Below are 23,640 nucleotides of genomic sequence, written 5' to 3' on the forward strand. Positions count from 1 at the left end.
CCTTATCCCGAGAGATCAGCCGCCGCAACCTGAGCCGCCATCGCCGGCACCATCAGCCCCGCCGCCTTCACCACCAACACCGCTGTGCTGACGCAGCGCGTGAACTGGTTCCCACGGCGTTCCCACCAATACCCCAGTGCCGAACAACGCCACGGCCATGGCAACTTCGTCTGGCCGCGGCGCACGAGCGAAACGGCTATTGCGCGCCCGCAAATCCTGAACGGCGGCCACACCGGCCACGGTGCGCGGATCGCATCTGGCATAGCGAATGATTGCAACGACGACTGTAAGGATCAGCAACCCCACAAGGAAACCCGTCGGTTCACCCACCGCGCTTCCGGCGCGCTGCCGATAGAGGCCAAGCATGAACAGCGCGGCAAACGGTGTGATTGAAAGGATGCGAAGGCGCGCATGCTCTTCAGGACGCAGCAACAATCCGGCGCGGCGCAGACGGGCCATGACCCGTTCCGAATGGGCGAGGATTGCCTTGCGTGCTTCTTCAAGGCTTACCGGAGCGCCAATCGCCAACAGGGCTGTGCCGCCGGGGCTTGCGGGCAAGTCGGGCTCTATAACGGCAAGTTTGCCCTTTTCGGCCGGCACCAGTGCGCCGCGGACATAAAGGTCCGCCAGCAGCGAATCAGCCATACGCCAACGACCGCCCGCAAGCACTGCGATGCTTTCGAAATCATCCGGTTCGCCGCGTCGGCCGAATTCACGCAAATGCGCTGGCACCCACCATGCTACAAAGCCCGATAGCCCCAGCAACATCGTGTAAAACAGCAGAAAATCGCTGCCCGTCCAGGACGAGAACAGCTGCATTACATCATCCTTCCCGCGAGCCATCCCAGCGACAAGACAAGTAGGCTCAGCGCCAGCGCGACCCGGCGTTTGACAATGATAACATCGAAAGCGTTAACGCGGACACCTTGCGGGTCCGTGACAAAACGTTGCCGTGCGGTGGGCCAGATGTCGACGGGTGCGGGTGTTTGAAATGCGATCTCATACGCCGCTAACGTATCCGCGTGTTGCTCGTAATAGCGCGCCCGCTCTACCGGCCCCCCTTGCGTGGGCCCGTGGTGTAGGTCTGCGCCGAGCACAAGCGGACAGAACACGTGCCAGTAATCGCGGCTGTAAGTGAGGTGCAGATGCCAGACCTGATCGACGGCATCCGAAGGCGTAACCGCGTGTCCGGCCGTTATGGCAAGAAAACAGAACCGCTTGTACTCACCGATCACTCTCTGGGCGTGATCACGGCTCCAGCCATTTTCGCGGGCCAAGCGTGCCGCGAAGGTGAATGAAGCGTCCACCGGCCCAATCTGGTGGGCCACGATGCGGTGCCACAATGCGCTGTTCGTCGCTGCCACGCGCCTATTCTTCGGCGAAATCAGCTCCGATCACAAGCCTTGCGGCATCCCATTCGATCACAGCCGTCGGTATCATAGGGACCATGAAGGTCTTTGAACCCTTTTCAGGAACGGGATCGCGGGTGATCTCGATAATGTCGGTCGCACCGAAGTTCTCGATGGCAAGAACGGTCCCGACCGGCGTTCCGGTGTCTGTGACGACAGGCAGGCCGAGCAGATCGGCGTGATAGAATTCCCCTTCGGCGAGCGGCGGCAGCGCGTCTCTGGGAACGGTCAACGCGGTGCCACGCAGTTTCTCGGCATCGCCGCGTGAAGTGCTTTGCGCAAAGCGAGCAATCGCTCCGCCCTTGCCATCATCCCGGACTTTCACCAGCGTCAGGGCTCCGCCGTTAAAGCTTTTGTGGCCCGTAAGTGTGTGCGCGCCCTCGCCAAACAGCTTGAGACGCACCTCGCCCGCCACCCCGTGTGCGCCGATGATGGCGGCGAGGGTGACGGGCGTGGTCATGTCAGATCAGCCCTCGGCCTTCTCTTCGGTCGCGGCATCACCGGTTGCGGCTTCTTCAGCAGCAGGCTCTTCAGCGGCCGGTTCTTCTGCGGCAGGCGCGGCAGCAGCGGCCTTGGCTTCTTCCTCAGCGGCGCGTGCGGCTTCTTCAGCTTCAGCGATCTTGGACGCACGCTCTTCGGCGCGCTCCTTGGCCTTTTCGCCCGGCTCACCCTTCTTGGGGTTGTTACGCGCTGCACGCTCGACAATGCCGGCTGCGTCCAGGAAGCGAGCCACACGGTCAGTCGGCTGCGCACCAACGCCGAGCCAATAACGCACACGGTCTTCGGTCAATTTTACGCGCTCACCGCTATCCTTGGCGAGCAGCGGGTTATAGATGCCGACCTGTTCAAGATACTTGCCGTCGCGCGGGCTGCGGCTGTTGGCAACCACGATACGATAATAGGGACGCTTTTTGGCACCGCCGCGCGAAAGCCGGATGGAAATGGACATTTGGTATACCTTTCGATTGGAATTACGTTGAACTGTTGAATTGAAACGCTTGAACTAATGCTATTTCTTGGTGCGCGGCGGGCCACCGAGACCGGGCAGGCCGCCCATGCCACCACCCATTCCGCCGGACGGGCCGCCGAGGCCGGGAAAGCCACCAGGGCCGCCCATCCCGCCCATTGGACCCGCACCGCCCATACCGCCGCCGCCAAACATGGACGCCAGCCCCTTAAGGCCGCCCATCTTCTTGAGCTGCTTCATGGCGCGGGCCATTTCCTGATGCATCTTGAGCAGCTTGTTGACCGTTTGCACATCCGTGCCGCTGCCTGCTGCTACGCGCTTTTTGCGCTTGGCGTTCAGCAGATCGGGATTGGCGCGCTCCTTGGCCGTCATTGAACCGATGATCGCTTCCATGTGGATCAGGACCTTATCGTCCATGCCCGAGGTCGCCATCGCCGCCTTGGCCTGTTTCATGCCCGGCATCATGCCCGCCAGCATCCCGAGCCCGCCCATGCTGCGCATCTGACGCAATTGCATGGCGAGATCATTGAGGTCGAATTTGCCCTTTTCAATGTTGCGAGCAAGCTTTTCGGCGTCCTCTTCCTTGATTGACGCAGCGGCGCGCTCAACCAGGCTGACGACGTCGCCCATGCCGAGGATACGGTCAGCAACCGACCCGGGGCGGAACGGCTCGATCGCATCAAGCTTTTCACCCGTGCCTGCGAACTTGATCGGCTTGCCGGTCACCGCACGCATGGAAAGCGCAGCGCCGCCGCGGGCATCGCCATCCATCCGGGTCAGCACCACGCCTGTCAGCGGCACTTCGCTGCTGAAGTTTTGCGCGACATTGACCGCGTCCTGACCCGTCAACGAATCGACCACCAGCAGCACTTCGGTAGGCGCTGAAACACTGGCGACGGCCTTCATTTCGGCCATCAGTGCATCATCGACATGCAGACGGCCTGCGGTGTCGAGCAGCAACACGTCAAAGTTCTGGAGGCGTGCCGATTCCATCGCGCGCCGTGCGATGTCGACCGGCTGCTGGCCCTGCACAATCGGCAAGGTGGCAACATCGACCTGGCCGCCGAGGACTGCCAGCTGCTCCTGCGCAGCCGGGCGATTGACGTCGAGCGAGGCCATCAAAGCCTTCTTGCCGTGGCGCTCGCGGATCAGCTTGGCCAGCTTTGCCGTGGTGGTGGTTTTGCCCGAGCCCTGAAGGCCGACCATCATGATCACAACCGGCGGTTTGGCGTCGAGCTTCAGCCCTTCGACATCCATCCCGCCAAGCGTTTCCACGAGCTCGTCGTGTACGATCTTGATGACCTGCTGGCCCGGCGTGACCGAGCGCAGCACATCCTGTCCAACCGCTTTTTCAGTGACAGCGTCAATAAAGCGGCGGGCGACAGGCAGCGCCACGTCAGCTTCGAGAAGCGCGATCCGCACTTCGCGCATCGCATCGCGCACGTCTTGTTCGCGCAGTGCGCCACGGCCCTTGAGCTTGTCAAAGACCCCGCCAAGACGGTCGGACAGCGTGTCGAACATCGCCAACTTCTCCAGCCGGAGGCCAAGGCCACCGGAAAAATGCGAAAAACGCCGGCGGACGAAACCTCGTCGGCCAGCGTTGCGAAACGTTGCCCCTCCGGGACATCACATTTCGACTTTGAACAGGATGACTGGTGGAGCCTAGCGGGATCGAACCGCTGACCTCAACACTGCCAGTGTTGCGCTCTCCCAGCTGAGCTAAGGCCCCAAAACAGTCATCGACCACACAAAGCGATGAACTTCGTGTGCGGAAGGCGGCGAATAGTGGGGCCGCCTCCTGCTTGCAAGCAAAAAATCAGGTTTCGTCGTCGTCGTCGTCACCCGTGGTCGCAACGCCTAAATCGTCATCTCCGCCAAGATCGACATCGTTATCGGGGGAGTCATTGTCGTCCTCGATGTCCTCCAGATCGTCGATCTCGTCATCGCCGCCCAAGTCAGCGTCTGCATCGGCTTCCTTCTTCTTCTTTTCGACGTCTTCAAAGGGGATCGGCTGCTTTGATTTGAGAACCGGTTCAGGCGACCAGGTTTCTCCGCATTCGATGCAGGTCACCGGATCTTCTTTGCCGAGATCGTAGAAACGCTCGGCGCACTTGGGGCAGGTACGCTTGGTACCCCATTCAGGCTTGGCCATAAAAAGTCCTCAAACTGGCCGCCCCATCAAAGGGCGGGCGAAGCGCGGGTGCGGGTTCGCGGGATTGAACGAAAAACTCTGGGGTCCGGCGGGCTTTGCTTCAAGTGAATTGAATCAACGGGTCCGATCCGATGCGCGGCGCGCCTTGCCAGAAGCGCGGGGCGCTGTCAAAGACCGCGGCCTTATGACCCGTCATACCTTTGCGTTCTCTGGCCCCTTGCGCGGTGTTATCGGCATCCCCGGCGACAAGTCCATCAGTCACCGTGCCCTGATGTTCGCCGGGCTTGCCGTGGGCCGCAGCACCATCACCGGCCTGCTTGAAGGCGAAGATGTGCTGGCGACCGCCGCCGCGATGCGCCAGTTCGGCGCACAAATTATCCGCGAAGCCGATGGCACATGGATCGTGGACGGAGTCGGTGTTGGAAGCCTGCTTGAGCCCCGACAGGCGCTCGACATGGGCAACTCGGGCACTTCAACGCGCCTGCTGATGGGCCTTGTCGCAAGCCACGCGATTAGCGCCACTTTCGTCGGCGATGCCAGCTTGTCAGGCCGCCCCATGAACAGGGTGATCAATCCCTTGTCGCAGATGGGTGCGAGCATCGAAGCCTCGCTGAACGGCACACTCCCGCTTATGCTGCGTGGCAGCAACCCCGCCGTCCCAATCACTTACCGCCTTCCGGTGGCAAGCGCGCAGGTAAAAAGCGCGGTGCTTCTAGCCGGCCTCAACACACCCGGCATCACCCGCGTCATCGAACCTGTCCCCACGCGCGACCATACCGAACGGATGCTGACCGGCTTCGGCGCGGCACTGACGGTTGGCGAGGAAACCGCAGAGCGCATTATCGAAATTCACGGTGAGGCCGATCTGCACCCGATGGATGTGACCGTGCCGGGCGATCCTTCATCCGCCGCTTTCTTCATGGTCGCGGCCACCATCGTGCCGGGAAGTGATCTCACGATCAGGAATGTCGGCCTCAACCCGACCCGCGCCGGTCTCCTCAACGTGCTGCGGCAGATGGGCGCCGACATCACCGAGGTGAACCCGCGAACGGTCGGCGGCGAGCCAGTTGCCGATCTTCGCGTGCGCCATGCCGCGCTGACCGGGATCGATGTCGATCCCGCGATCGCGCCGTCAATGATAGACGAGTTTCCGGTTCTGTTCGTCGCCGCAGCGCTTGCAAAGGGTACCACCCGTACCACCGGCCTGGAGGAACTGCGGGTCAAGGAAAGTGACCGCTTGGCCGCAATGGCCGCCGCGCTGAACGCGGCCGGTGCGCGGGTCGATGAACATGAAGACGGCCTCACCATCCACGGCACAGGCGGCGAACCGCTGCGAGGTACCAGCAACGCCTGCATCAATTCGCTGCTCGATCACCGCATCTGCATGAGCATGGCGGTGGCAGGGCTTGTCAGCCAAGGCGGGGTCGAGGTTGACGACATCAGCCCGATCAACACCAGCTTCCCAACCTTCATGCCATTGCTTGAAAAGGCGACGCAGTGAACGCCCCGCTCGACTGGCCGAGCATCGTCGGCCTTGCGGGCACCGTCTGCATCATCGCCGCCTATGCTTATCTGACGCTGGCAAAGGCCACTAACCCCTTCTGGCTCCACGGAACCAACCTGCTGGGCGCTGCACTGCTGACGGTGTCCTTGCTTTATCATACGAACTGGGCAAGCCTCGTTCTGGAAGGTTTCTGGGCCGCGATCGCGATCTATGGTTTGTTGCGAGCCTGGAGGAACCGATCGATCGGCGACACGGATACGGCATGAAAAAGGTGCTGCTTACCCTTGGAAAAACGCCGGCGATCCGGCGGGTGGTGGCAGCCGTAATCCTGGTGGGCGCGGCTGTGATCGTTACGTTCCTGCGCGCGGGGACAAAGCCAAACGCAGTCGACTTAGGCCTTCATCTTGGCGCGGCGTGCGTCGCCCTCATCATTCTTCATTTCCGATGGCGTGCGCGCGAGAAGCGCGAATTGACCCCTGCCAAGGCTCAGGACATATTCTCATGACCAACACAATCGCCAGAGCCTTTGGCGCTCTTTCGCTTTGGTGTCTCGCGATACCGGTCCACGCGCAGGACACAGCCGCCCTTCCCACCGATCCCACCGCAGACTGGTCGGTGGCGACGTCCGAACACCGTGTCGCTGTCGAGGGCGGGCAGGTCTGGGTGCGAGTCAATGGCCGGATCGGGGAAGGCGCCGCGCCCGTTATCATCATCCACGGCGGACCGGGCGGCACCCATGTCAATTTCGGCGGGCTTTTGAGCCTTGCCGACCAGCGCCCTGTGATCCTTTATGACCAGCTCGACAGCGGCATGTCCGACCGGCCCGAGAATCCGGCCAACTGGCGGCCCGAACGCTTCGTGGCCGAGTTAGAGGCGATCCGCCGCGAGCTTGGCGTCGAACGCTGGCACGTGATCGGGCACAGTTGGGGCTCGGCCCTCGCGCTCGAATATGCGGCGGCCTACCCTGAGCATACCGCCTCTGCGGTGCTGAGCGGCACCTACCTTTCGACTTCGCACTGGATCACCGGCACCAACCTGCTGATCCGCGACCTGCCCGATGACGTCGCGGTCACAATCCGCGCCTGCGAAGGCCCGACCCCGCCCGCCGCTGCGATGTGCGACCCTGCCACGGCGGCCTTCTACAAAGCCTATAACGGCCGGCCCGACCGCCCTGCCCCCTCGCCCGAAGCTGTCGCCTATCGGACGCGTTATGGCGGCAACGGGTTCAATGCCACGGTCTACAATGCGATGTGGGGACCGACCGAATTCCGCGCATCGGGATCGTTGGCGAGCTACGATGCCAGCGGACTGCTGCACCGCGTCGATGGCTCACGCGTTATGTTCGTGGTGGGCCAATATGACGAAGCGCGAATTGACACGGTGCAGGATTTTGTCGCCCTCACCCCCGGCGCGGAACTTGCGGTGGTGCCTGGCGGAAGCCACGCCTTCATCTCCGAACGCCCCGAAGTTGCCGAGATGATCTACCGTGACTGGATGACCCGCATCGATGCAAAGGACGCATGGCCATGACATAACAACCATCTTACAATGAAAGGTTGAGAAATTCTAACCGGTAATTACGCCTTGGGCTAGGCCACTTGCAACACCAGAAATCGCTGCATTGACGGTATCCCCAAAGATCTTCATTGGTTTCTCAGCAGGGCCAACGGCACCTTCAGAACCTTTGTACACACCGTCATAAGGTTTTTCAGTTTCCCCTTCGAGATTCTGAAAAATGAGATGGCAGACTTTATCCCCACCTTTCAATATTTGAGGGTGTTGCGTGAGATTAACGAGCGACATTGTAAGTGTCCCTTCATATCCCGGATCCACCATCCCCTGACCCCAAGGTATGAAGCCACCCCGACCGAATCTTGACTTGAGAAACATAGTTCCGATCATATTATTAGGCATTTTTACCTTTTCGACTGTCCCAAGTAATACGTGACTATTTGGTCGTATAACAAACTCCTCACCTACTTCAATATCGTATTTCTTTTTTTCATTAGGACTCAAGGCGGAGCCAATCCGAAGCTCATAGCTTGCAGGCCCTATATTATTCAGATCATAATCTTCTATAATGTGATAGAGTTCAACGAGACTTTTTATTCTTTGATACTGAAGTACGGTCATCAATCCACTCCGAGACAGATATGATAATTTCTATAGATGGACCAGCCGCGAGCGGAAAAGGAACATTGGCAAAAGCCATATCCAAAGCTTTAGGCTATGAGAATGTTGATACTGGTTTGTTTTACCGTGCGCTGCCAGCTTATCTAAATTCGGCGGATTCCCAAACGATGAACATTCAAGATTTCCTATCATACTTTCAGAACCTTGATGAAGATAATTTACGAGATGAAAGCCATGGAACAAAGGCGGCTCAAATTGCCGCAAACCCAATGATAAGGATGTTTGCTACGTCCGCAATCAGAAAGCATGTAAGCAATCTCTTAAGTCATAGTAAAGGTGTAGTTGTCGATGGGCGCGACATAGGAACGGTTGTGTTTCCAGAGTCCGAAGTGAAGCTCTACGTCACTGCCAGCGTTCAGGAACGCGCTCGCCGCCGTTGGCTGGAAATGACTGGACGCGGCATCGATGTTCCTCTCACCACGATAGAGCGCGATATCGCTGCCCGCGATGCGCGCGACATGAACCGCACCGACGCTCCATTGATCGCCGCCGCCGATGCGCTGGTCATCGACACCACCCATTTCGGCCGCGATGCAGCCATTGAAGCGGCGATTGAAGCTGTGCAGATGCGGTTGGCCGGGCACTGAAGCCTTTCCTACCGATCTCTCACGCGTCAGATTGACGCAGATACGCTTTCAAGTGCCCAACAGGCCTGCAAGGCAGAGGGAAGCAATCGGCCCAAGGGAGGATGCCTTTCCGCTTTAGGACAGTGTCTCATGTGTCTCCAACAGCGCATGGCATTAACGCGATACGAAGGGGGATCGAGGGCGAATTGCCTTGCCTTTTGCCGCGCTCTCGCCTAGCCGCGCGGCCGTTCGTGCAATCTACCTCTGATTGCAGAACCTTCGCGCATTCGCATCCGGCGGCGCGGAGAGACACGGCCTCTTGCCCTGCCAGCCCGCGCAATGGTGCACGGGAAGCAGTTTAAGACCCCGGAAAAACCGGTGGCCGGTAGCACAACGATAACAGGACTAAATCAGCCTATGGCAACCCAGATGCCCACGCGCGCCGATTTCGAGGCGATGCTCAACGAACAACTCGGCGGTGCCGGCGAAGACGGCTTTGAAGGCCGCGTCGTCAAGGGAACCGTTACTGCAATCGAAAATGGCTTTGCCGTGATCGATGTCGGCCTCAAGAGCGAAGGCCGTATCTCCCTCAAGGAATTCAGCCGCGGCGAAGACGACCACGGTCTAACCGTCGGCGGCGAAGTCGAAGTCTTCGTTGACCGCGTCGAGAACGCTGACGGCGAAGCCATGCTGTCGCGCGACCGCGCCCGCCGCGAAGCCGCCTGGGACAAGCTGGAAAGCGAATTTGGCGAAGGCAAGCGCGTCGAAGGCCGCATCTTCGGCCGCGTCAAGGGCGGCTTCACGGTTGACCTCGATGGCGCCGTGGCCTTCCTCCCCGGCTCACAGGTCGACATCCGTCCCGTGCGCGATGTCACGCCGCTGATGGACATTCCGCAGCCCTTCCAGATTCTGAAGATGGATCGTCGCCGCGGCAATATCGTCGTCTCGCGCCGTGCCGTGCTTGAAGAAACGCGCGCCGAACAGCGCAGCGAACTCATCAATGACCTGGTCGAAGGCCAGATCATCGACGGCGTCGTCAAGAACATCACCGATTACGGTGCGTTCGTGGATCTCGGCGGGATCGACGGCCTGCTCCATGTCACCGACATGAGCTACAAGCGCGTCAACCACCCCAGCGAAGTCATCAATATCGGTGATACCGTGACCGTGCAGATCGTGCGCATCAACGCCGAAACCCAGCGCATCAGCCTTGGCATGAAGCAGCTGGAAAGCGATCCATGGGATGGCGTTGCCGCCAAGTACCCGGTTGGCATGAAGCTGACGGGTCAGGTGACCAACATCACCGAATATGGCGCTTTTGTCGAACTGGAAGCCGGCATCGAAGGCCTGGTCCACGTTTCGGAAATGAGCTGGACCAAGAAAAACGTCCACCCCGGCAAGATCGTCTCGACTTCGCAGGAAGTCGACGTGTTGGTGCTGGAAGTCGATAGCGAAAAGCGTCGCATCAGCCTCGGCCTCAAGCAGGCCCAGCGCAACCCGTGGGACGAATTCGCCGAAAAGCACCCGGTCGGCACCGAAGTCGAAGGCGAAGTCAAGAACGCCACCGAATTCGGCCTGTTCGTGGGCCTCGATGGCGACGTCGACGGCATGGTGCACATGTCGGACATCGCCTGGGGCATTTCGGGTGAGGACGCGCTGGCGCTCCACCGCAAGGGTGAAATGGTCAAGGCCATCGTTCTCGATGTGGACGTCGAAAAGGAGCGCATCAGCCTTGGCATGAAGCAGCTTGAAAAGGGTGCGCCATCGGCTGAAGCCGCCTCTAGCGGCGGCGCGCTGCGCAAGAACCAGACCGTCACTGTCACTGTGCTTGAAGTGCGTGACGGCGGCCTTGAAGTTCAGGTTGGCGAAGACGGCGCGACCGGCTTCATCAAGCGCGCAGATCTGGGCCGTGATCGTGACGAACAGCGTCCTGACCGCTTCCAGGTCGGTAGCAAGATCGACGCGATGGTGATCGGGTTTGACCGTTCGAAGAAGCCCAACTTCTCGATCAAGGCCCGTCAGATTTCCGAAGAGAAGGAAGCTGTCGCACAGTTCGGCTCGTCGGATTCGGGCGCATCGCTCGGCGACATCCTTGGCGCCGCGCTCAAGAAGAATCAGGACTGAGGCTGATGGTCGCTCGCCTGTTCGGGTGAGCGTCATCGTCAACACGACGACAAGAAAGGCCCACCTGCTCACCAGAGCAGGTGGGCCTTTCCTACGATGGGGGACGTGCTAGACTGCCAGCATGATCCATGTTCACCAATTCCCCTGCCTTCACGACAATTACGGCTTCCTCGTTCACGACACCGATAGCCACGAAACCGTCGCGATCGACACGCCCGACGGTAAAGCTTACCTGCTTGAAGCGGCCATGAAGGGCTGGAAAATCACCCAAATCTGGAACACCCACTGGCACCCTGACCACGCGGGCGGCAATGCGGTGATCCACGAGGAAACCGGCTGCACAATTATCGGCCCTGCCGAGCTTGACGGCAAGTTCCCGGTCGACCGCATTGTCGGTCACGGAGACACCGTAAAAGTGGGCGGTGTCGAAGCGCACGTCATTGACGTTTCCGGCCACACCAATGGCCATATCGCTTTCCACCTTCCCTCGGCCGACATCGCCTTCGTTGGCGACGCGGTATTTGCGCTGGGTTGCGGGCGGATGTTCGAAGGCGAACCCAGGCAGTTCTGGGAAAGCCTTGGCCGGATCAAGGCCCTGCCGTCCGAGACACTGCTGTACTGCGCGCATGAATACACCGCATCGAATGCGAAATTCGCGCTCCACGCCGATCCCGACAATTTGGCGCTCAAGGCCTATGCCGATGAAATTGCAGCCAAGCGCGCCAAAGATGAGCCGACAGTACCGACGCGGCTCTCGCGAGAGCTTGCCACCAACCCCTTTCTGCGGGCCGATGATCCGGAATTGATGCGCCGTTGGGGCGGCAGCGAACCGCACGAAACGTTTGCAGCCTTGCGCGCCGCGAAGGACAATTTCTAACCCATGAAGGCTCTGAGAGTCGAACGGCTGACGGACGACCTGTCCGGCGTTATGCTCGCTGACATCCCGCCCCCTCTGCGTGCTGCTGGCGAGGTGTTGGTTCGGGTCCAGGCCGCGTCGCTCAACTTCCCCGACCTGCTGATGACGCGTGGGGACTATCAGTTCAAACCGGAGCCGCCCTTTACCAGCGGCCTCGAATTCGCTGGCGAAGTCTTGGAAGCAGACCCGGAAAGCGGATTTGCCATTGGTGACCGGGTGATGGGCGGCAACAAGACAGGGGCCTTTGCCGAGTTCACAAGTGTCCCCGCTGGAAAGCTATCTCCGATGCCACAAGGCATCGACTTTGCTGCTGCCGCAGCAATGGGCGCGGCCTATTCCACCGCCTTTTCGGGCCTGGTCGAATTGGGCGGATTGCAGGAAGGCCAGTGGGTGCTGGTTCACGGAGCAAGTGGCGGGGTGGGCCTTGCCGCCTGCGATCTGGCCCTTGCTCTGGGAGCCAAGGTTATTGCCACGACCGGCTCGGACGCCAAAATGGACGCGATCGTGATGAAGGCCGGCACCAACACGAGCCTTGACGCCGTCATCCTCGCGGAAGGCCGTTTTCGTGAAGACGTCGCAAGGCTCACGGAAGGACACCTCGCGGATATCGTATTTGATCCTGTGGGCGGTGATGCTTTCGATGAATCCACCCGCTGTGTCACCTTCGGCGGAAAGCTGGTGATTGTGGGCTTTACGAGCGGACGGATCGCCGAGATTTCCACCAACATCCCGCTGATCAAGGGATTTAGCATCGTCGGCTTGCGCGCGGGGGAATACGCCCGTCGCTTCCCAGAGCGTGGTACCGCGATCCAGCGCGCTATCAGCCAACTGGCAGAGACGGGCGCGATCAGCCCAGTGATTGATCGCACTCTGCCCCTTTCACGCTGGCGCGAAGGATTTGCGGCGATGGCGCAACGCCAATTGGTCGGCAAAGTCGTCTTCGTGCCAGACCCATAGACCTTCACAAAAGAAAAGGGCGGCCACGCCGGACCGCCCTTACCTGATCCTCTAATCACGAACTGCCTAGAGCGAGCCGATGACCTCATCAGCAAGCTTTCTGTCAGCCACGCTATCATGCCGCTCGGCAATCAACTTTCTTGAGGCAGAAGCAGCTGCTGTTACGGCGCGGTCCTTGACTTCTGCGATCGCGGCACGCTCAGCTGCGGCGATCTTGTCCTCGGCCATGCGCTGGCGGCGGGCGACCATGACTTCGCTGTCGGCCTCAGCCTTGGCGAGGATTGCTGCGGCCTCCTCGCGCGCGCCAGCCAGCATCGCCTCGGCATCCTTTTCGGACGCCGCAATCTTGGCGGCGTATTCGGCCCGCAGGCCTTCGGCCTCTGCCCGCAAAGCCTTGGCTTCATCAAGCGCGGTACGAATGGCGGCAATCTTGCTATCAAGACCACCGACGACAATACCGGGGACTTTCTTCCAGACGAACACCGCGATGAGAACGGTCATCGCCAACGCGACCCACTGGTACGAATCAAGACCAAGGATTCCAGGTTCGACCTGACCCTCAGATCCGGCGGCCAGCAGCATCAGAATATCAGCCATGCGCCATAGCCTCCTTGACCGCAGCTTGCGCAGCGGCGGGTTCAATATCCGCGCCGGCAACCCGCGCGACGATGTCGCGTGCGGCATCGGCAGCGACCGCTTCGATCTCGGCCATCGCACTACTGCGCGCCGCTTCGATCGCAGTTTCGGCCTGAACAAGGCGCTCATCAAGACGCACCTGCGCCTCAGCAAGCTTGGCGCCGGTTTCGGCAGCAGCCATGGCCTTGGCTTCACCGATCACGCCCTGCGCGGCAGCACGGTTTGCGTTCTCGCGCTTGCGCCAAGCCTCTTCTTCGCTGTTGGCATGATCGCGTGCCGTCTGCGCTGCAGCGATATCGTCGGCGATCTGCTTATCCCGCAAATCGACTGTGCCCAGAACCTTCGGCACCATGCCCAGGCCCACAAAGACAAATGTGAGGCCGAAGAACACCAGCAGCCAGAAGACCTGGCTCGACAATGTTGCAGCGATTTGTTCGATCTGTGGCATCGTTGACCTTTTGCCGGAGCGCCAGTTGATCACCCTGACGGGTAAGCACGAGGCGATCCTCGCACCACCCGTCAGGCTGCGTGTCGGACTTAGCGGAAGATCAGCAGAACCGCGATCACGAAGGCGAGCAGACCGAGAAGTTCGGCGGCCGCGAAGCCGATGAACAGGCGACCCTGCTGGCCGTCGGCAGCACCCGGGTTGCGCAGCGCGCCTTCGAGGAACGAAGCGAACACGTTGCCCACGCCAAGCGCGGCCAGACCGGCACCGATCGCCGCAAGACCGGCACCGAGTAGAGCTGCAGCAGTTGCGTCCATGATAGTAAACTCCTTAGAAAAATCTGTGTGTTAGTGAAGGTTAATTCGAGAGCACCCAAGCTCTCAGTGAAGGTTTTCCGCATCGTTGATATAGAGCGAGGTCAACAGCGCAAACACATAGGCCTGAATGCCAGCGACGAGGATTTCGAGCGCGCTGATCGCCACCATCAGGACAAAGCTCGGCACGCCGACCAGAATGCCGGTTCCGATCCCGCCAGCGCCGCCAGCAATCACGAAGCTCGCCAACACCTTGAGCAAAACGTGTCCTGCCATCATCGCCACGAACAGACGCAGCGCAAGGCTGAAGGGTCGCACCATGAATGAAACGAATTCGATCGGCGCAATGAACAGAACCATCGGTAGCGGCGTGCCTGCAGGCACGAACAGCGAGAAGAAATGCAGCCCATGCTTCCAGAAACCCACGATCAGCACGATCGCAAAGCTCATGATCGCAAGCACGCCGGTCACGGTGAAGTGGCTGGTGAAGGTGAAGGCATGGATCCCCGGGATCAGACCGACCGGCACAAGGCCGAGCAGGTTCCCGAACAGGATGAACATGAAAAGGGTAAAGATGTAAGGCACATACTTGCGCCCGCCGGCGCCAACATTGGCTTCGAGCAGATCGTCGATAAAGCCGGTCATGCTTTCGACCGCCATCTGCCAGCGGCCGGGCACAAGCGCGCGCTTCATACCGCCTGCCACAAACACCCACACGAGGACGGCAGTAATCGCCATCCACAGTGCGGAGTTGGTGAATGCGATGTTGACCCCGTCAGCCAGTTGCCAATCCGAACCCAGGATGGGCTCGATGGTAAACTGCTTCATTGGATCGACCTTGCCTTCTTCGGCTGCCACGATCGAAAGATCCCCAAATGTTTCACATGAAACACAACCCTAGAGGGGGCCTGAAGCGGTCTAGCGGGGGTCTAACCCTCACCATCGGGCCGCTGGGCCTCATCTTCGGGACGTGTATTCGCACTTATGATAATCGACCTGAAGGCCGACACTGTCCCAAGGAACAATCCGGTCAACAGACCCCAGGGCGCGATGTCCAGCAATGCGTCAACCGCAAAGCCGATCACCAGGCCGCCGATGATCCCTCCAAGAAGATTGGCCAGAGCGCGGTTGCCGCTGCGGTAATTCGCATCGGTGCCTTGCGCCCGCGACCGGTTGCGTTGATCTTCACGCTCGCGTGCAGCTTTCAGCCGCGCTTCGAGCGCATCGATCCGCGCATCCTCGTGAATGGGTTCTCGTGCAGGTTTCTCGTCGCTCATGCCTGATCCTCGTCAAAACCAGGGCCAGGACACGCGCATCGAGGTGCCCGCCGAGGGCGCCGCCCCCTTAGAAGGGGGGCCGAATGGTGTCAACACAAGGTGGGGAATGTTTGTGCAGGTGCGAAGAGTTTAAGGGCAGCGCGGATCGCGAATGGGCGGAGCGGACGTGCGGGTCTGCCAGCTGCCGTCAGGCGCGCGGTATTTTTCGCCGGGCGTCGTGCGGGCAATAGCCTGGCACCCAGAGGTGAGCGCGTACGCTTCCTGAGTCGCATTGTTTTCCTTGGCTTTTTCAGCATAGATGGCACGGCGCTTGATATTGATGTCATTCACTAGATCTTGCAGGGTCTTGTCCGCCGCGCCCACGATCCCGAGATAGCCGTCAGGCTGTTCACCAATCGTACCGGCGGAGCGTGCAGCGGCATAAGCGGGATCACGCTGCGCAAAGGCCGGGGCAGCCACGGCGCTGAGCGTCGCAGCGCCGAGGATTGCGGCGAAAACTGATTTGCGCATCGTTAATTCTCCTCGAAGCGGCACAGCATCAGAAGATGTCCGCATTCTCGTCAATCGTATTGGAAGCATCTTCCGCCAACCGGTAAATCACTTCCTGCCGGATATTGACGTTCAGCTCGATCACGATCGGCTTGTCGGGCGCGGCGATGTTGATGCATCCGCCAAGGCCTGCCGAAAGGATCAACGCTGCAGCCATCAAGGCCCGACCTCTTCCTTGTGATTGCCGCCCCATTGCTGCTGCCCCTTCCCCATTCAGGCGCGAAGATGTGGCAGTGCGTCCCGGCACGGTCAATTCGTGTTGCGTCATGGCTGACCTTCGCTTTCGGTAGGTTGAACGGCATTTTCGAGCAGTTGAACAGGTTTGGGGATCGGCACCAGACGGCCATCTTCCTGCCGGAACAGCCCAACATCCTCGGGTTTGCGGATATAATTGGCGTCCCAGAAGGATCGCACCATGGTCGCCAACTCGTAGAAGTTTTCCGAGCGGACATTGATCTTGAAGCGGATCGGCAGCTTCGCCAGCCGCCGGGTGACGAAGTTCTGGCTGGTGCCCGCACCCTGGCGTACGCCGTCGAAATCGAAGCTGGTCAGGATCTCGCCCGCCAGATCGCCCCCCAGCCCTACCTGCATCTGCCGGTAATCAAGCGAGCGCAGGGCGGAAAAGGCGTAATTGCCCATCGTGCCGAGGTCTTCATAAGTCAGCTCGCCAATATAGGCGACATTGCCGCCGCCCGGCCTTGCGATCAGCAGGCCGCCTTCGATCCGGCCATTGCCGTCGGCATCGAACACAATCGGCACGGTGCCATCGAAGATGCCGGTGGCGTTTATGTTGGTCAATTCCATCTGCGTCACGAACTGTTCGGCATCCAATCCGACGATCTCGAACACGTAGCGGCGGGCCTCGGGCTGGCTGAAATCCATCACCAGCGGGCGCATGGACAGCGTGCCGCCCATGAACGGGAATTGCGCGTCCCGCAGGCTCAGAAGTGTCGCGTCCTCCAAATCGAACCGAACCGTGCCCGCCAACACCTCGATGCCGGGATTGATCGCGGCGATGCTGAGGGTCTGGTCAGGCGCGGTCGTCAGGTTGAGCAGGTCGGTGAAGACCACCTTGCCCGAGACGCCCCGCACCGGTCCGAAGGCCGCGGCGAAGTCAAAGCTGTCGGAACGAACCGTGCCACTGCTGGTGATGGTGTCGCCCGTCCAGTCGATCCGACCATCGCCGGTGATGGTGCCTGTCGCCAGCGCAATGACACCTTTGGCCAGCGGCGTCAGTTCATCCGGCTGCAAGCCCCTGTCGAACAGCAGCCCCGGCACAGACAGTCGCGCGCGGCCTGTGGCGGTGCCAGGATCATGCGTGATCGCCACTTGCACCACGCCGCGGCCCGATGCGGGATGCGCCAGCGCGGCATCGGCCACGATGCGATTGTCCCGCAGCGTCAGGCTTGCGCCCTTCGCGGCGAGCGGCGCGAACCGCACCGCGCCTTTCGCCGGCCGGTCCGTCAAGGTGAAGGCGCCGTCTTCGATCCGCAGCGCGCCATCGGCGAAAGACCAGCGCCCGGTGATCGCATCGAGATCGAGCGGCACCACCGCCAGCCGCGCTGCCCCGCCCGCGAAGGTGCCGGACGGTGTGCCACCAAGATTTCCCGTAAGATTGGCAGCGGAAAGGCGCACCTCGCTGTCACCGCTGCCGATCGTGGCGGCAAGGCCTTCGATGGCGAAAGGCTGCGGATAGCGCAGCACCGCGCCTGTCGCTGAAAGGGTCGCCGGACTTTCTCCCAACGATCCAGCGAGGGTGAGTGGGCCCGTACGTGCCGCCAATGTCAGATCGTCACGATAGGCCAGGATCGGCGCGTTGCCTTGCGGACACAGCGTCACCTGCTGCCCCTTCAACGCAAGGCCTGACAGCCCAAGACTGGCAAAGCGCAAGCGTGTGCAGCGGGTGCCCAGCGCCAGCCCGCGTGCCTGCGACCACGTCCCTTCCAGTGGAACAGCAAGGTCATTCACCGCGCCGCTTGGCAGATCGCCACTCGCCGTGACGAGGCCGTCAAAAGCCAAGGCTCCGCTCGGCGCGCCGCGCAATGTCAGTCGCGGAACGGCCAGCCGATTTGCGCCCACCGCATATTCCGCCATCGCTGCCCGAAGCGTCCAGCCGCTACCGCCTGCCTGTCGCTCGATCCGGCCATTGATATTGGGTAGCCCTGCGCCCCCTATCAGGATGTTGCCACCAAGACCCGTCAGGTTCCCGGAGCGGAGACCCGCGTTGAGGCGCGAGAGCGCGAGAACCCGCGTGCCGCTGCGCGCAGCGATGCTCGCTTCGGGGATCACCAGCGAAATGTCCGCGCCTTTGTGGCGGATAATACCGTCGGCGCGCAGGCTGGCACCCTGCAGCAAACGCACCGCCGCGCTCCGTGCCTTCACCAACAAGGGAGCGAGCAACGTGCCCGCAAGCCCGCGCTCGGCCGAGGCGAGGCTGGCTGTCAGATCATCCGCTGGATCAAGGCCCTCGCCGCGCAGCGTGCCATCCCATTGGCCGCTGCTACCATTGTCCGCACCGCGCCAGCTTCCTTCCGCTGCGAACCGCGCAATCCGTCCTTGCGGACTAGAAAGGCCGGTCAGCGCCAGATCATGTCCCAGTGCGAGCCGTCCGGCGGACCAATTGACCTTCGCGGTGCCGGAGAGTGCTTCGCCGGAAAAAACGCCATAGCCCGCTCGCTCACCTATCAGGCGCAAATCGGCCTTGGCGGTAGAAAAGTCCCGGTTCAGGCTCAGCTGAGTGCCAATGTCAGCCCGCGCTAGCTGCGCGCCGCCGCACTGCAGATTGCCAATTCGCAGCGGGCCATCGAGCTGCGGCGCACCATTCCGCGTGGTCAATTTGCCGTAGACCGTCGCGGTCTCGGCACGGCAGTTCTCCACCCCAATTCCCGGCGCTGCGGCGGCGATGGTTCCGGCAAACCCGTCGTCAATGCGCCCAGCGCCTTCAAGCGTCAGACCAACCGGGCCAAAATCCGTTTCGAGCAATGCGCGCGCGTCGGACAGCGTGACATTCATTGCCGGGAGCGCAGGCGGCGCGTCCGAGCCGGTGAATATCAGCGGGTCGAGCGCGCCGAGGCTGAAGGCGCCGTTGTTGAAGCGCACAAATAGCCGCGCCCCCTCCACACGCACCCGGCGCACCTCGGGTCTGGCCCACCCGACTCCGATCTCAACCACCATGCGTTTGACGGTAAGGTCAGGCCTCGCCGAATCGCCCACTACCAGATTTTCGATCACCTGCGCGCGCGGGCTTATGGTTACGATATCGTAGGTTGCCGGGACATTATTGGCCTGAAGATAGTCGTCGATCGCGTTGCCCGCGATCCGTTCGCGGCTGATCCAGGCTGCGCTTGCGATGAGCAAGGCCACCGCGGCCACGCCCAAGGCGATTCGCCTGCGCAAGCGCCGCGGTCGGAGACGCCGCGTGCTGCCGCCTTCCGGCTCATCCATAGGCTGCGCGTCCGGCACCGACATTGTCTCCAACCCTTGCGCGTATCATCGTCCAAAGGCAATGAGGCACGCAGGTTCAACGCTTTTCCGGGGGGTCGCATTGCCGGAAGCTGAAGACAGTTTCGATTTTCTCGATGGGGCCGTGCCCGATTTCGATGCGGGCAAGGCCGCAGGCGACGGGCACCGCGCGCGCTTGCGCCACCGGTTGCTGACCGGCGGGGCCGAGGCGCTGGCCGATTATGAAGTGCTGGAATATCTGCTGTTCGCGGCGATCCCACGCGGTAACACCAAACCGATCGCCAAGGCGCTGCTGGCGCAATATGGCACCCTGGCAGGTGTGCTGAACGCCGATCCCAAGGCGCTCCAGCGGGTCAAAGGCGTGGGCGAAAACAGCGCCGCGGCCCTGAAGGCGGTTGCTCTGGCCGCACGGCGCATGGCGCGGGCGGAAATCATGGGCAAGCCGGTGCTAGGCAGCTGGCAGGCGCTGATCGATTACCTCACCACTGATATGGCGCACCTGACCGTGGAGCGCGTGCGGGTGCTGTATCTCGACACGAAAAACCGCCTGATCGAGGATCATCACGTAGGCGACGGTTCGATCGACGAAGCTGCAATCCACCCGCGCGAGGTCATCCGCCGTGCAATGGACGTTGGCGCGTCCGCCATGATCCTCGTGCACAATCACCCCAGCGGCTCGCCCGAACCCAGCCGCGCCGATATTCAGATCACGCAGCGGATTGCGGAAGCCGGGCGGCTCATGGGTGTCACCGTCCATGATCATGTCATCATCGGACGCGAGGGGCATACCAGCCTTAGAGCCAAAGGACTGATCTGATGCAGTCCGCCTCGCAGTCGGCGTCGCATTCCGGCTATCGCCCGGAAATCGACGGGCTGCGCGCGCTCGCGATTGCACCAGTCGTGCTCCACCATGCTGCACCCGACGTGCTGCCCGGCGGCTTTGTCGGTGTGGATGTGTTCTTTGTCATCAGCGGCTATCTGATCTGCGGCCTTATTGCTGGCGAGCTGGCCGAGGGGCGCTTCAGCCTATGGCGCTTCTGGCAGCGGCGGTTGCGCCGGATCGTCCCAGCGCTATCGGTGATGCTCGTCGCGACCGGCGTGGCCGTTTGGGCGATCATGACGCCGGAGGACTTTCAGGAGTTCGCCAAGGGGCTGATTGCGGCGGCGTTGTTTGCCTCAAACATCCACTTTGCGCGCGGCACCAGTTATTTCGCGAGCGACGAAGCAACCCGGCCGCTGATCCACACATGGACGCTCGGGGTGGAGGAGCAATTCTACCTGCTCTTCCCGCTGCTGATGCTGGCCGTCTGTCGCTGGCGACCCGCGGCGCTGCTGCCGGTCTTCGGCCTGATCGGGGCCGCAAGCCTGCTGCTGGCGTTGTGGTTGGCACCGCACATGCCGCTGGTTGCATTCTATCTGTTACCGACACGAATGTGGCAGCTGGTGCTGGGCGCGGCGGCGGCGGTGCTGCCCCGCCCTGCGCGGCCCGATGGACGGCTGGCGGCGGCGGGGCTGGGGCTGATTCTGACCGGCTTTGCTGTAATCGACCCTGAGGCACCGGGGCCGAGCCTTGCCTTCCTGCTGCCCACCTTCGGCACCGCGCTGGTGCTGCGTTACGCAAGCGCGCAGACCATTTCGGGCCGCCTGCTGGCCGCGCGCCCGCTGGTGGGCATTGGGCTGATCTCCTTCGGCCTCTATCTGTGGCACCAGCCGTTGCTGGCGCTGGCACAATATGTTCATTTTGGCCCCTTGCCCGTCTGGGCAACGGTGACGGCGGTCACGGCCGCAGCGGGGCTGGCCATCGCTTCCTATCGCTGGGTCGAGCAGCCAGTGCGATCCCGCGGGCGGCTGGCGGGGCCGGTTGTGTTGGCGGCGGTCTGCGCCGCCGCGCTGGCCGTGCCCCTCAGCGCAGGCGGGCTGGGCTATTTGCGCCTGCTTCTGCCACATTCCGGTGCCTTGGCCGAGCGGCTGGACGGGTTGCGCCCCCCGAGTACATCAGAAGCCCGCATCGTCCCGCCCGACGCACCACTTGCCTTCGTGCTCTATGGCGACAGTCATGCAGGGCAGTATTACGAAGCCGCCGTCGCCCGGTTTGGCCCCGGCGCCGTGATGATGAAATCCGGCTGTCTTGCCGCCGATGGCCTTTCTGACCGTCCCTCTGGCACTCTCGAAGCCGCCATCTGCCACGCTCTGCCCGATGATCTGGTCCGGCTGGTGCAAGCCCGCAAGGTAGGGACCGTGATCTGGGCACAGCGCTGGGATAAGGCGCTCTACGAGATGGCCAGCGACAAGCTGATCGGTTCAAGTTCGGGGAAGGCCGGACCGGCGCTGATGGCTGCCATCAAGCAGACGATCGATCGCCTGCCGACCGGCACCCGCGTGATCCTCATCGGCAATTCCCCGACCGCATGGGTGGCAGGCCCGATGATGGAAAACGGCTTGCTGCGCTGCCGGGCCTATCGCAATGTCACCTGCCCCGAAAGCTATCCGGTCAGCCTTGCCGAAGGCTCTAAGGTCAACACGCTGCTGCGCGCCTTTGCAGCGAACGATCCCCGCCTGACCTATATCGCTGCCGCCGCACCGCTTTGCGGAGCGGCGCGCTGCTGGCTGATTCAGGACGGCAAGCTCAACTACTGGGACGGCAGCCACATGACCCGCACCGCCGCTGGGAGGGTGTTGGCGCAGATTGACCCCCTGCTGGTCACAGTCCGATAGGGCGGTGCGCTTGCCTTGACCGCCCTCGTTGCCTAGGCGCTGCGCCAGCCCAGATACACCGGAGTCGATGATGGTCCCCCGCTACGCCCGCCCCGCCATGACCGCTTTGTGGGAGCCGGAGGCGAAATATCGCATCTGGTTCGAAATCGAGGCGCACGCGACCCAGAAGCTGGCTGACCTTGGCGTGGTGCCGCAGAGCGCCGCGAAGGCACTGTGGGACTGGTGGGCGACCAATCCGAAGATAGATGTTACCGCGATCGATGCGATTGAGGCCGTGACCAAGCATGATGTGATCGCTTTCCTTGACTGGGTGGCGCAACAAGTGGGTGAGGAAGCGCGCTTCATGCATCAGGGCATGACCAGCTCGGATGTGCTCGATACAACCCTGTCGGTGCAACTCGCGCAGGCGAGCGACATTCTGCTGGCCGACCTTGACGCACTGCTGGCCGCGATCCGCACCCGCGCTGAAGAGCACAAATACACGCCCACCATCGGCCGCAGCCACGGCATCCATGCCGAGCCGGTGACCTTCGGGCTGAAGCTGGCACAGGCCTATGCCGAATTCGACCGCTGCCGTGCACGGCTGGTGGCGGCGCGGGCAGAAATCGCGACCTGCGCCATCAGCGGCGCGGTCGGCACCTTTGCCAATATAGATCCGGCGGTGGAGGAGTATGTTGCCGACAAGCTGGGCTTGGCCGTCGAGCCTGTCTCAACGCAGGTAATCCCGCGGGATCGCCACGCGATGTATTTCGCCACGCTGGGCGTCATCGCCAGCAGCATCGAACGCCTCGCCACCGAAATCCGTCACCTGCAGCGGACCGAAGTGCTGGAAGCTGAGGAGTATTTCTCTCCCGGCCAAAAGGGATCGTCAGCGATGCCGCACAAGCGCAACCCGATCCTGACCGAGAACCTCACCGGTCTTGCGCGGCTGGTGCGTTCTGCTGTCACGCCCGCGCTTGAGAATGTCGCGTTGTGGCATGAACGCGATATCTCGCATTCTTCAGTGGAGCGGTTCATCGGGCCGGACGCAACCATCACGCTCGACTTCGCACTCGCGCGGCTGACCGGGGTCGTGGAAAAGCTGCTGGTCTATCCTGCGCGCATGGAAAAGAACCTGAATCGCATGGGCGGACTGATTCATTCGCAACGTGTGCTGCTGGCGCTGACACAAGCCGGTCTGACGCGCGACGATTCGTACCGCCTGGTGCAGCGCAACGCGATGCAGGTGTGGGAAGCCGACGGCGCGCTGAACCTGCTTGATCTGCTGAAAGCGGACGCCGATGTCACCGCACGCCTGACACCCGAAGCGCTCGACCAGTTGTTCGACCTGGGTTACCATTTCAAGCATGTCGACACGATCTTTGCGCGGGTGTTCGTGTGACGGCGGGGATGCTGGACTCATCGCCGGAATGGCCTAGGTTCAGCCCTGTCAGCGGCCATCGGGAGAGGCAATC

The 23,640-nt window shown here is 61.6% G+C and carries 26 protein-coding genes and 1 tRNA gene; 11 read left to right on the plus strand and 16 right to left on the minus strand.

All coding sequences use genetic code 11. The annotated features are described in order from the left end of the window. Positions 1-15: 15 nt before the first annotated feature. From ACRANW_RS11415 to ACRANW_RS11445, 7 genes are all read right to left on the minus strand, one after another. Positions 16-819, minus strand: a complete 804-nt coding sequence (locus tag ACRANW_RS11415; RefSeq protein ID WP_479431906.1) for a TIGR04222 domain-containing membrane protein — start codon at positions 817-819, stop codon at positions 16-18. After that, complete coding sequence (locus ACRANW_RS11420; RefSeq protein WP_479431907.1) at positions 819-1,364, minus strand: glycine-rich domain-containing protein; 546 nt, start codon at positions 1,362-1,364, stop codon at positions 819-821. Before ACRANW_RS11420 ends, ACRANW_RS11415 begins: the two co-directional genes overlap by 1 nt. A gap of 4 nt (positions 1,365-1,368) precedes the next feature. Then, a complete protein-coding gene (gene rimM, locus ACRANW_RS11425; protein ID WP_479431908.1) occupies positions 1,369-1,869 on the minus strand; it encodes a ribosome maturation factor RimM in 501 nt (166 codons plus the stop codon). A 6-nt stretch (positions 1,870-1,875) separates the two neighbouring features. Beyond that, the gene (rpsP, locus tag ACRANW_RS11430; RefSeq protein WP_479431909.1) at positions 1,876-2,358 is read right to left on the minus strand and encodes a 30S ribosomal protein S16; all 483 of its coding nucleotides are present in this window, start codon (positions 2,356-2,358) and stop codon (positions 1,876-1,878) included. Between the two features lie 60 nt (positions 2,359-2,418). Beyond that, the gene (gene ffh / locus ACRANW_RS11435; protein ID WP_479431910.1) at positions 2,419-3,897 is read right to left on the minus strand and encodes a signal recognition particle protein; all 1,479 of its coding nucleotides are present in this window, start codon (positions 3,895-3,897) and stop codon (positions 2,419-2,421) included. Between the two features lie 132 nt (positions 3,898-4,029). Next, positions 4,030-4,105 (minus strand) — tRNA-Ala (locus ACRANW_RS11440). 87 nt (positions 4,106-4,192) lie between these two features. Then, the gene (locus ACRANW_RS11445; protein WP_479431911.1) at positions 4,193-4,528 is read right to left on the minus strand and encodes a TIGR02300 family protein; all 336 of its coding nucleotides are present in this window, start codon (positions 4,526-4,528) and stop codon (positions 4,193-4,195) included. 184 nt (positions 4,529-4,712) lie between these two features. Between ACRANW_RS11445 and aroA the strand changes: the two genes are divergently transcribed. From aroA to ACRANW_RS11465, 4 genes are read left to right on the plus strand one after another with little or no spacing between them, the layout of a single operon-like run. After that, positions 4,713-6,029: a 3-phosphoshikimate 1-carboxyvinyltransferase gene (aroA, locus tag ACRANW_RS11450; protein WP_479431912.1), complete on the plus strand. Its 1,317-nt coding sequence runs from the start codon at positions 4,713-4,715 to the stop codon at positions 6,027-6,029. Beyond that, complete coding sequence (locus tag ACRANW_RS11455) at positions 6,026-6,298, plus strand: CBU_0592 family membrane protein (protein ID WP_479431913.1); 273 nt, start codon at positions 6,026-6,028, stop codon at positions 6,296-6,298. Before aroA ends, ACRANW_RS11455 begins: the two co-directional genes overlap by 4 nt. Beyond that, positions 6,295-6,537, plus strand: a complete 243-nt coding sequence (locus tag ACRANW_RS11460; protein ID WP_479431914.1) for a hypothetical protein — start codon at positions 6,295-6,297, stop codon at positions 6,535-6,537. Before ACRANW_RS11455 ends, ACRANW_RS11460 begins: the two co-directional genes overlap by 4 nt. Continuing rightward, positions 6,534-7,562, plus strand: coding sequence for a proline iminopeptidase-family hydrolase (locus tag ACRANW_RS11465; protein WP_479431915.1), 1,029 nt, complete (start codon positions 6,534-6,536; stop codon positions 7,560-7,562). Before ACRANW_RS11460 ends, ACRANW_RS11465 begins: the two co-directional genes overlap by 4 nt. A gap of 36 nt (positions 7,563-7,598) precedes the next feature. Here the strand turns inward: ACRANW_RS11465 and dcd are convergent, their stop codons facing one another. Next, positions 7,599-8,165: a dCTP deaminase gene (gene dcd, locus ACRANW_RS11470; protein ID WP_479431916.1), complete on the minus strand. Its 567-nt coding sequence runs from the start codon at positions 8,163-8,165 to the stop codon at positions 7,599-7,601. A gap of 20 nt (positions 8,166-8,185) precedes the next feature. On the opposite strand from dcd, the gene ACRANW_RS11475 reads away from it, so the two are divergent. The 4 genes from ACRANW_RS11475 (at position 8,186) to ACRANW_RS11490 (ending at position 12,788) form a co-directional block, all read left to right on the plus strand. Further along, positions 8,186-8,812 carry a (d)CMP kinase gene (locus ACRANW_RS11475; RefSeq protein WP_479431917.1) on the plus strand — a complete coding sequence of 209 codons (627 nt, stop codon included), beginning with the start codon at positions 8,186-8,188 and terminating at the stop codon, positions 8,810-8,812. Positions 8,813-9,208: 396 nt separating this feature from the next. Then, complete coding sequence (gene rpsA / locus ACRANW_RS11480; RefSeq protein WP_479431918.1) at positions 9,209-10,915, plus strand: 30S ribosomal protein S1; 1,707 nt, start codon at positions 9,209-9,211, stop codon at positions 10,913-10,915. Positions 10,916-11,036: 121 nt separating this feature from the next. Continuing rightward, positions 11,037-11,792, plus strand: a complete 756-nt coding sequence (gene gloB / locus ACRANW_RS11485) for a hydroxyacylglutathione hydrolase (protein ID WP_479431919.1) — start codon at positions 11,037-11,039, stop codon at positions 11,790-11,792. A 3-nt stretch (positions 11,793-11,795) separates the two neighbouring features. Further along, the gene (locus tag ACRANW_RS11490) at positions 11,796-12,788 is read left to right on the plus strand and encodes an NADPH:quinone oxidoreductase family protein (protein WP_479431920.1); all 993 of its coding nucleotides are present in this window, start codon (positions 11,796-11,798) and stop codon (positions 12,786-12,788) included. Between the two features lie 66 nt (positions 12,789-12,854). On the opposite strand, the gene ACRANW_RS11495 is transcribed toward ACRANW_RS11490, so the two are convergent. From ACRANW_RS11495 to ACRANW_RS11530, 8 genes are all read right to left on the minus strand, one after another. Continuing rightward, on the minus strand, positions 12,855-13,385 hold the full coding sequence (locus tag ACRANW_RS11495; protein ID WP_479431921.1) for a F0F1 ATP synthase subunit B family protein: 531 nt from the start codon (positions 13,383-13,385) through the stop codon (positions 12,855-12,857). Beyond that, positions 13,378-13,872, minus strand: a complete 495-nt coding sequence (locus ACRANW_RS11500; protein WP_479431922.1) for a F0F1 ATP synthase subunit B family protein — start codon at positions 13,870-13,872, stop codon at positions 13,378-13,380. Before ACRANW_RS11500 ends, ACRANW_RS11495 begins: the two co-directional genes overlap by 8 nt. A gap of 89 nt (positions 13,873-13,961) precedes the next feature. Beyond that, complete coding sequence (locus ACRANW_RS11505) at positions 13,962-14,186, minus strand: F0F1 ATP synthase subunit C (RefSeq protein ID WP_054118254.1); 225 nt, start codon at positions 14,184-14,186, stop codon at positions 13,962-13,964. Positions 14,187-14,249: 63 nt separating this feature from the next. Next, positions 14,250-15,011, minus strand: a complete 762-nt coding sequence (locus tag ACRANW_RS11510) for a F0F1 ATP synthase subunit A (protein WP_479433931.1) — start codon at positions 15,009-15,011, stop codon at positions 14,250-14,252. Between the two features lie 101 nt (positions 15,012-15,112). Beyond that, positions 15,113-15,460, minus strand: a complete 348-nt coding sequence (locus tag ACRANW_RS11515) for an AtpZ/AtpI family protein (protein WP_479431923.1) — start codon at positions 15,458-15,460, stop codon at positions 15,113-15,115. 129 nt (positions 15,461-15,589) lie between these two features. Further along, positions 15,590-15,970, minus strand: coding sequence for a YdbL family probable chaperone protein (locus ACRANW_RS11520; RefSeq protein WP_479431924.1), 381 nt, complete (start codon positions 15,968-15,970; stop codon positions 15,590-15,592). Between the two features lie 28 nt (positions 15,971-15,998). After that, positions 15,999-16,166, minus strand: coding sequence for a YnbE family lipoprotein (locus ACRANW_RS11525; RefSeq protein ID WP_479431925.1), 168 nt, complete (start codon positions 16,164-16,166; stop codon positions 15,999-16,001). A gap of 107 nt (positions 16,167-16,273) precedes the next feature. Further along, entirely contained in the window at positions 16,274-19,372 is a 3,099-nt protein-coding gene (locus ACRANW_RS11530) for an intermembrane phospholipid transport protein YdbH family protein (protein WP_479431926.1), read from the minus strand. A 181-nt stretch (positions 19,373-19,553) separates the two neighbouring features. Here ACRANW_RS11530 and radC point away from each other — a divergent pair, with 181 nt between their 5' ends. From radC to purB, 3 genes are all read left to right on the plus strand, one after another. Next, entirely contained in the window at positions 19,554-20,288 is a 735-nt protein-coding gene (gene radC, locus ACRANW_RS11535; protein ID WP_479431927.1) for a RadC family protein, read from the plus strand. Further along, positions 20,288-22,186, plus strand: a complete 1,899-nt coding sequence (locus tag ACRANW_RS11540) for an acyltransferase family protein (protein ID WP_479431928.1) — start codon at positions 20,288-20,290, stop codon at positions 22,184-22,186. Before radC ends, ACRANW_RS11540 begins: the two co-directional genes overlap by 1 nt. A 70-nt stretch (positions 22,187-22,256) precedes the next feature. After that, on the plus strand, positions 22,257-23,567 hold the full coding sequence (purB, locus tag ACRANW_RS11545; protein ID WP_479433932.1) for an adenylosuccinate lyase: 1,311 nt from the start codon (positions 22,257-22,259) through the stop codon (positions 23,565-23,567). The last annotated feature ends 73 nt before the right edge of the window (positions 23,568-23,640 follow it).

Source organism: Erythrobacter sp. 'gip.4 top 5' (assembly GCF_056495765.1).